Origin of the sequence: Stutzerimonas marianensis, assembly GCF_022810315.1 — a bacterium.
Taxonomy (GTDB): domain Bacteria; phylum Pseudomonadota; class Gammaproteobacteria; order Pseudomonadales; family Pseudomonadaceae; genus Stutzerimonas; species Stutzerimonas marianensis.
The window spans coordinates 537,214-544,515 of record NZ_JALGRD010000002.1; the positions used below are offsets into that span (position 1 = coordinate 537,214).

Genomic DNA, 7,302 nt, shown 5'->3' on the forward strand with positions numbered 1-7,302 from the left:
CCGGACACAACCTGTAAGGCTGAGCGGCGTTGAGGCACGAGCAACTCGGCGTACCATCTGCTAACGCGCCGTTAATCCAGGCGGACGATACTGACTGCTGCCTATCAAGCGATTCCCACATGCACGTACTGCTGACAGAAGACAACGCACTGATCGCCAGTGGCATCGTCGCCGGGCTCGAAGCCCAGGGCTTCAGCGTGGCCCATGCCGCTACGGCCGGGCAGGCCGACTCGCTGCTGCGCACAGCCAGCTTCGACCTGATGATTCTCGATCTGGGTCTGCCTGACGAAGACGGCCTGCGCTTTCTGCAGCGCCTGCGCCGCCGCGGCCTCGAGCTGCCTGTGCTGATCCTGACCGCCCGGGATGCGGTAACCGAGCGGGTCTCCGGGCTTCAGGCGGGCGCTGACGACTACCTCGTCAAACCCTTCGACCTGCGTGAGCTCGCCGCCCGCCTGCATGCCCTGCTGCGCCGCGCTGCCGGTCGGGCGACACAGATGATCGAACACGGCCCGCTGAGCTACGATCCCGCCGCCTGTGCGGCGTTCATGGCAGGCGAACCCGTGGACCTGTCGCGCCGTGAACAGGCGCTGCTCCAGGCGCTACTGCAGAATCCCGGCCGCGTGCTATCGGCCGAGCAGCTCAAGGACGCCGTGTACGGACTGGGCGATGACGTTGAAAGCAACGCCCTGAATGTCCATATCCACCATCTCAGGCGCAAGCTGGGTAACGGCATCGTCGAAACCGTCAGGGGGATCGGTTATCGCCTGGGCCCTGCCGGCCATGCGTCGGCTCCCACCGAGGCACCCGACGCATGAGCTTGCGCCTGCGCCTGACCCTCACCCTTGGCTCGGCCTTCGTGCTGCTCTGGGCGCTGGCCGCGACCTGGATGCTCTTCGATGTTCGCAATCAATTGATGCAGTCCCTCGATCAGCGCCTTGCTGCGTCGGCGCGGATGGTCGCGGGTCTGCTGGTGCAATTGCCGCAACCGCAACTGAGCGAAGGCACCCGTCTGAGCGCCGAACAACTGGGCATCGAGAACGGCCTGGCCTGCCAGATCAGCTCTCTACGGGGTGAAATCCTGGCGCGCAGCCATGCGACGCCAGACAGTGCCCTCGACGCTCAGCGCACCGGATTTCACGACCAGATGATCGGCGATACCGCCTGGCGTAGCTTCACCTTCATCCAGAACGGCATGCGCATCACCACGGCCGATCGCCTTGACGAGCGCAGCGCACTCCAGCGTTCGGTGCTCCTGGCCGCGGCGCTGCCGGTTTTCGTCGCGTTGCTGGGCAGCCTGATCGTGTTGTGGATCGGAATCGGCAACGGCCTAGCGCCGCTCAGACGAATCCGCACGGCCCTGGCGCAACGCAGCGCCGACTCGGTGGAGCCGTTGCACATCGAGCGGCTGCCGCGAGAGCTGACGCCCCTGGTCGAAACCCAGAACCAGCTGTTCGCGCGGATCGCGCACATGCTCGAACGCGAACGCCGGCTGACCGATGACGCCGCCCATGAACTGCGCAGCCCGCTGACCGCCATCAAGACCCACCTGCAGGTGGCGGCCATGACCGAGGGCGATACCGCGAAACGGGCATTGGCCCAGGCCGAGGTCGGCACGGATCGTCTGCACCGGATCCTCGAACAGCTGCTCATGCTGGCGCGAGTGGAAGGCCGCGTGTCCTTTGATGACGGGCTCAGTTGCACGGCGCTCGAAGTCGCGCAACTGGCGATCGCTGACGCCAGCCAGCAGCCTGGGCCGCACATCGAGCTGTGCGGGGCGCAAGAGGTCTCCCTTCGCCCACTGGCGATGCCGCCCACCCTGGCGGTCGCGGCATTGCGCAACCTGCTCGACAATGCCCGCCGCCATACCCAGGACGGCACGACCATCCGCTTGACGATCTCCCAGCTGGATGAAAGCCGGGTTCGCTTCAGCGTGCAGGATCACGGCTCGGCCATCCCGCCGGAAATGCTCGAGCGTCTGACGGAGCGCTTCTGGCGCAGCGGCGAAGGTGAAGGCAGTGGTCTGGGCCTGTCCATTGTCAAGGCGATCGCCGAGCGCTGTGCCTGCGATCTGCGTTTCGTACCGCAGGCGGATGGTCTCGTCGTCGAGCTGGTGGTCAGCCTGCAGGCTCCCGCTCCCTGATGACGGCATCTCGATAGCGTGAACGTCCAGCCACGCACACCGTCCGAATAGTTGACTGAGCAATCCGTTAACCATCGTCGGAGGTGGCAATGCTTGTTTTCGAACCTTTTTATACAGACGGCCTGGCGCAGATTTCCTATCTGATCGGCGACAGCAAGGCCGCGGTAGCCGCGGTCATCGACCCCCGCCGCGACATCGATATCTACCTGCAAATGGCCAAGGCGCGAGGCCTGCGAATCGCCTACGCCATCGAAACACATATCCATGCCGACTTCGTGTCCGGCGCCCAGGCGCTGGCGAAGCGCACCGGGGCACAGATCATCGGCGGTCGCGCGGATAACTACGAGTTCGAGCTTCGCCAGGTCAGCGGTGGCGAGACCATAGAGCTCGGGCAGGCCACGTTGCAAGTCATGCACACGCCCGGGCATACGCCAGAACACATCTCCCTGCAGCTGTTCGACGCCCAGCAGGGCGACCAGCCGATCGCGCTGTTTACCGGCGACACCCTGTTCAACCTGGACGTCGGGCGCCCCGACCTGCTGGGCGAAGGCAGTGAACGAAAACTCGCCGGCGCGCTGTACCACACACTTTTCGATCACTACCTGCCCCTTGGCGACCGGATCGAAATCTACCCCTGCCACGGCGCCGGCTCGGCCTGCGGCAAATCCATCGGCGACCGACGCCACTCCACGCTCGGCAGCGAGCGTCTCTTCAACCCCGCGTTGCGCGAGCAGCGGAGCGAGGACGAGTTTATCGATTGGCTACTGGCGGACATGCCGGAACCACCCCGTCACTACGCGCGCCTGAAACAGCTGAACGTGCGTTCGGCCGTACAGATGGAGGGCGCTTCCCTACCACCGCCACTCGCGCCGTCCGAGTTCGAGACACTGGCGGCGCGCGGCATGCAGGTCGTGGACGTCCGCTCGATCCTCGCGTTTGGCGGCGGGCACGTGCCCGGGGCGATCAACATTGCCCTGCGCAACGAGTTCGTGAACTGGGCTGGCTGGATGCTCGACGACGCTCGCCCGATCCTGCTGGTGGGCGAATCGGCCGACGATGTTCACCAGGCTGTCACCCAGCTCTACCGGATAGGCCTTGACGATATTCGCGGCTATCTACGCAACGGCATGACGGACTGGCAGAACGCGGCGCTACCGCTGAACAGGCTTCAGGAATGGACGGTTCATGAACTGAATGCACGTCGTGAAGCGCCCGATGTGCAGGTGCTGGATGTACGCAGCCCTCAAGAGGTCGCGGCGGGCCGGGTGCCTGGCGCTAGGCACATCTTCGTCGCGCACCTTGCTGACCGGCTCAACGAGCTGGATCCGGACAAGACCACCGTCACCTACTGCGGCTCCGGCTATCGCGCCTCCATCGCCGCCAGCATCCTCAAGAAGGCCGGCTTTCGTGATGTGGCCAATGTTCCGGGCTCCTGGATGGCCTGGAAGGCGGCAAACCTGCCGGTCCAGGAAGGCTAACGTCTTATCCGGTCGCGCGGCGCAGGTGTCTGGCTTGCTACCTGCGGGCGCGCGATCAGAAGGCGACTTGAAGCAACAAAGCCGACGCGGCAACAGCCGCTACCAACCCGAAGCCTCGCTGCAGCACGCGCCCGTCCAGGCGAGATGAAACCGTGCGGCCGGCAAACATCCCCAGCACCGCACCGGCCGAAAACGGCAGCGCCACTGCCCACTGAATGCCACCCGTCAGCGCGGCGGACAACACGCCGCTGACCGACACCAGGCCGATGACCGCTAACGACGTGGCGGCAATCGAACGCATCGGCAGATCACTGAAGCGACTGAGCGCCGGAACCAGCACGAACCCGCCGCCGACCCCCAGCAAGCCGGAGAGAAAACCCGCCAGGGTACCGGACGCGGCGACGGTCGCTGCACAGCGTGAGGTCCAGTGAAAACGGCCCGTCTGCGGGTTCAGCCGACAGGGCACGGCTCTCGGGTTCGAGTCATCGTTCGGCGGGCGCCTGAATGCCCTGAAGGCAACCCAGAACATCACCAGCGCAAACACCACGGCAAGCACATCGTGCTCTACCCGCGCGGCCAGCCAGACGCCGACGGGCGCGAGCAGCACACCGCAGCAGGCCATCAGGGCCGCCGCCTTGTACCGGACAATGCCGTCCCTCGAACCAATCACCGCCCCGACCCAGGCCGCGAGCCCGACCGCCATCAACCCGATGGGCGCGGCCTGATGCAGCTCGAGCCCGACCACGAAGATCAGCAACGGTACGGTGAGAATGCCGCCGCCGGCACCGGTCAGCGCCAGGACGAGGCCGACCAATAGCCCGAGCCCGACCTCAACCATCGTTGCGCTCCGGAAGCCTTAGATCTTTCGATTTACAGCGACCGCAACCTTTCACTGCGGCTTCCCTGAAAAGCGTGTCTGCATCTCGTAGAGCGCCATACCCGCCAACATGGCGAGGACAAAGATCAGCGGTTCGCTCCGACCACTCAAAAGCGTCGCGACCGCCGGACCCGGACAGTAGCCGGCCAGCCCCCATCCCGCTCCGAATGCCAGGCTGCCCAGCACAAGAGGGCGATCGATCCGGGTGGCGGTGGGCATTCGCATGACATCTCCCAGCACCGCCCGGGACCGTTTGGAGGCGAAATAGAACCCGACACTGCCGACCGCAATCGCACCGCCCATAACGAACGCGAGCGAGGGGTCCCACGGACCGGCCAGATCGAGAAAGGCGATCACTTTGGACGGATTGGCCATCCCTGACAGGATCAGGCCGAGGCCGAAAATCAGCCCCGCTACAAAGGCGCTCAGCAATTTCATGGCAACTCCTCAGCCCAGCAGGTGGCGGATGACGAACACGGTCAGAAAGCCGCTGGCCATGAAGGCGGCCGTCGCGACCAGCGAGCGCGGCGACCGTCGCGACAACCCGCAGACGCCATGCCCGCTCGTACAACCGGAGCCATACCGCGTGCCGATCCCGACCAACACACCAGCCGCGATTAGCGTCAAGGTGCTCGCCTCTACGTCGATGTCTGGTTGCTCGAACGCGGCCTGAAACAGCACCGGCGCGATCACCAGCCCGGTAATGAAGGCAACACGCCAGAACACATCGCCTTTGCCTGGCCGCATCAAGCCGCCGATCACGCCGCTAATGCCCGCGATTCTTCCGCTCAACAGAATAAACAAGGTCGCAGCAAGACCGATCAGCGCGCCCCCGGCGAGCGAGGACCACGGTGTGAAATGTACCCAGTCAATCGTCATGTCGAGGGTTCCTCGCGTTCGGGATGCTGACAGTAAAGCCGGTAGAGCACCTGCATAACCTCCATCGCTTGTTGGCTGGCGATGCTGTAATGCACTTGCTTGCCCTCGCGTCGGGTGCTGACCAAGCCGTTATGGCGCAGCACCGTGAGCTGCTGCGACAGGGTCGGCTGCACAATGCCCGTCGCATTGGCGAGGTCACCCACGCAGTGCTCACCCTGGGTCAGCTGGCAGAGCAACAGCAGGCGGTCAGGGTTGCCGAGCACTTTCAGCAAGCCGCAGGCGTCCGCAGCACTGCGACGAAGCGTTTCGATATCGAGATCTGCCATGTGGGCCATTTTGTTCAGGTGGGTCAGGTGGATTTGACAATACGATTTATCAATATATATTTCAATAGTTCGTATAGACGCTACAGCGGACGCCCGGTCGGAACTCGACGTCCCGCACTCGTCCTAAAAATATGCGGCATCGCTGTGACTTTTCACCTCGCCGCGCCCACCCCGCCGGCGCGAACCAGGAGATCAACATGTCATCGATACAGCAAAACAGTACCAATCATGACCAGGCGGACCGGGTTCGCCGCTCAACGTCCCAACCTGTGAATCAGGAAATCGATCGGCAAACGGACGAGAACATTCGTCGATTCAGCGGGATGGGACGAAGCGCAATCCTTCAGCGTATCGACGCCCTGGATCGCGAGTGGGACGTGGAGCGCGTGCTTGAGGTCAATGCCTCCTCTCTCGCGCTGTCTGGCTTGCTACTTGGCCTGACAGCAAACCGAAAGTGGTTTCTGCTGCCTGGCGTCGTGCTGCCGTTTCTTCTGCAACACGGCTTGCAGGGCTGGTGCCCGCCGCTGGCGATCTTGCGCCGGCTGGGTATCCGCACGCGGGGCGAGATCGATCAGGAAAAGTATGCACTGCTCAGTGCGCTGGAACAGGCACCGCTGAACACTCACCACTAGCCGAGACCATCATGATATTTCGCCAGCTGTTCGAGCCCGTGTCGTCCACTTATACCTACGTACTCGGGTGCGAGGACACCGGCCAGGCCGTGCTCATCGACCCGGTCATTTCCGCAACGGACCGCGACCTGGCCGAGCTGGCCAGGCTGGACCTGCAGCTGGCGTTCACCTTGGATACCCACATACATGCCGACCACATCACCGCCGCGCTGGAGCTGAAGAAGCAGACCGGCTGCCGTATCGCGGGGCCGGCTATCGACAAGTTGCCCTGCACGGATGTGGGCATCGAAGAAGGTGTCCCTTTCATCGTCGGCAGCCTGCAGTTCACACCCTTGCATACCCCCGGGCACACAGACGGGCACTTTGCCTATCTCCTCGCTGATCGCCTGTTCAGCGGTGATGCATTGCTCATCGACGGCTGCGGTAGGACTGACTTTCAGAACGGCAGCGCCGACGACCTGTTTCACAGCGTTAGAAACAAGCTGTTCACGCTGCCAGACGACACCCTGGTCTATCCCAGCCATGACTACAGCGGCCGACGAGTCTCGACCATCGCCCAGGAAAAGCAGCGCAATCCCCGACTCGGTGAAGCGATAACGTTGGAGCGCTTCCGCGACATCATGGCGGAACTGAACTTGCCCTATCCCGCGTTCATCGATCACGCCGTGCCGGGGAATCGCCAGTGCGGCGTATGCCCACCCGACCTGACGGATAATTTCCGTCGCTATTGCGAACAGGTTGAGCACAGTCCTGAGGGTTGAGCACGTCATGCCAGCCCCCTTGAGGCCCGGGGAATCCATCACCGTTCGCAGCCTCCAGGCGACGTTACCAAGCATCTATTTCGCTACGTGAGGGATTGAATATGAAGACCCCTGATCGACCCCGTTTCCGCGTGAGCGCAAACCGGCAATCGGGAAGCCGCCGCGTTCGCTATGTCGAAACTATGTTGGCGCTGATGGAAAATTGACCC

At 63.5% G+C, this 7,302-nt stretch carries 9 protein-coding genes; 5 read left to right on the forward strand and 4 right to left on the reverse strand.

The window, feature by feature from the left end; translation table 11 throughout:
- The first annotated feature begins 119 nt into the window (after positions 1–119).
- From MST27_RS05765 to MST27_RS05775, 3 genes are all read left to right on the forward strand, one after another.
- Entirely contained in the window at positions 120–815 is a 696-nt protein-coding gene (locus MST27_RS05765) for a response regulator (RefSeq protein WP_132764320.1), read from the forward strand.
- The gene (locus MST27_RS05770) at positions 812–2,140 is read left to right on the forward strand and encodes a sensor histidine kinase (RefSeq protein WP_243605033.1); all 1,329 of its coding nucleotides are present in this window, start codon (positions 812–814) and stop codon (positions 2,138–2,140) included. The genes MST27_RS05765 and MST27_RS05770 overlap by 4 nt, the downstream gene beginning before the upstream one ends.
- Before the next feature lie 89 nt (positions 2,141–2,229).
- Positions 2,230–3,618 (forward strand): MBL fold metallo-hydrolase, encoded by a 1,389-nt coding sequence (locus MST27_RS05775; protein WP_045431018.1) that lies wholly within the window; start codon positions 2,230–2,232, stop codon positions 3,616–3,618.
- 55 nt (positions 3,619–3,673) lie between these two features.
- Here MST27_RS05775 and MST27_RS05780 read toward each other — a convergent pair whose 3' ends face one another.
- Genes MST27_RS05780 through MST27_RS05795 form a run of 4 tightly spaced genes read right to left on the reverse strand, consistent with a single transcriptional unit; the run spans position 3,674 to position 5,709 of the window.
- Positions 3,674–4,456: a sulfite exporter TauE/SafE family protein gene (locus tag MST27_RS05780; RefSeq protein ID WP_243605034.1), complete on the reverse strand. Its 783-nt coding sequence runs from the start codon at positions 4,454–4,456 to the stop codon at positions 3,674–3,676.
- A gap of 51 nt (positions 4,457–4,507) precedes the next feature.
- A complete protein-coding gene (locus MST27_RS05785; RefSeq protein ID WP_028238033.1) occupies positions 4,508–4,933 on the reverse strand; it encodes a YeeE/YedE family protein in 426 nt (141 codons plus the stop codon).
- Positions 4,934–4,942: 9 nt separating this feature from the next.
- A complete protein-coding gene (locus MST27_RS05790; protein ID WP_045431015.1) occupies positions 4,943–5,374 on the reverse strand; it encodes a YeeE/YedE family protein in 432 nt (143 codons plus the stop codon).
- Complete coding sequence (locus MST27_RS05795; protein WP_028238035.1) at positions 5,371–5,709, reverse strand: ArsR/SmtB family transcription factor; 339 nt, start codon at positions 5,707–5,709, stop codon at positions 5,371–5,373. The genes MST27_RS05790 and MST27_RS05795 overlap by 4 nt, the downstream gene beginning before the upstream one ends.
- A 188-nt stretch (positions 5,710–5,897) precedes the next feature.
- On the opposite strand from MST27_RS05795, the gene MST27_RS05800 reads away from it, so the two are divergent.
- Positions 5,898–6,332 carry a hypothetical protein gene (locus MST27_RS05800; protein ID WP_021207410.1) on the forward strand — a complete coding sequence of 145 codons (435 nt, stop codon included), beginning with the start codon at positions 5,898–5,900 and terminating at the stop codon, positions 6,330–6,332.
- 11 nt (positions 6,333–6,343) lie between these two features.
- Entirely contained in the window at positions 6,344–7,093 is a 750-nt protein-coding gene (locus MST27_RS05805) for an MBL fold metallo-hydrolase (protein WP_028238036.1), read from the forward strand.
- Positions 7,094–7,302 lie beyond the last annotated feature (209 nt).